Here is a 904-nt window from a genome sequence, read left to right on the forward strand (position 1 = left end):
AAAGTTTGCACTGAGCTGGCGATGAGATTGGATTGCGTGTCTACAATCGCGAATGAGTATGAATTATTGGTGTTGTAGCCAAAGCGTGTGCTGCTGAGTTGTGTATCAATTGAGGAAAAAGCGTCGTAGACGGTTCGGTTTAGGTTAGCTCGTTTAATGAAGTTCTCTCGCTCAGCAATGTTGTTGAGGAAGGCGTTTTGATCACGCAGCTCTTCACCCATTTGCTTCACAACAAACTCCAGTTGCACACACCATTTACTCACGATCTGCTTTTTAATGTGATGTTCATAGGCCAAATAGAAAGCGATGCCACTTGAAAAGACAATAACGAAAATGGCAGGTATAAAAATGCGAGCGGCCTTGTTTGTTAAATCCATATAACACTCCAATCTCCCAGTCGACATCCATGTTTACCGACCAGTATGCTACTTTGCTCATATTAAAAATTAGGCCAGATCACCGCTGTTTGCAAAGAGATTTAAAAGAGAATTTAAGCGCGTGACTGAATATCACATTTTGACTGTTTGAATTTACAAAATGATGTAAGTATTTATTTATTTTCAACGTGTTATATATATTGGGCTAATGAGGAAATTAACAGAGTTATCAACATTTTTACCCTGTTTGAAAGTGATTTCCTGTTAAACCTCACGGGCAATCGGAACGTTCGGTTACCACCTTGATACATTTCGTTGGTGTGTTGAATTATAAGGGTGTAAGTGCATATGTGTTTGATTTTTCAATTGATGAGTCAGTGGTGTAAATTATTGTATTGACCATCATCCAAAATGGCTTTTTGTTCGTATACAGAGAAGTTCACCAATAGAGAGTAATTATGTTAGCAAAAGAAAGGAATATTCCCACTCATCGAATTTCTCGTTTCGGCAAATTTGCCTCTTTAGCG

General features: G+C 38.4%; 1 protein-coding gene. It reads right to left on the minus strand.

Annotated elements, in window-relative coordinates:
- The coding region (locus KIV40_RS33190) for a hypothetical protein (protein ID WP_285353647.1) at positions 1 to 377 on the minus strand (377 nt) is incomplete at its 3' end.
- Positions 378 to 904: the final 527 nt, after the last annotated feature.

This window comes from Vibrio sp. D173a, from assembly GCF_030248475.1.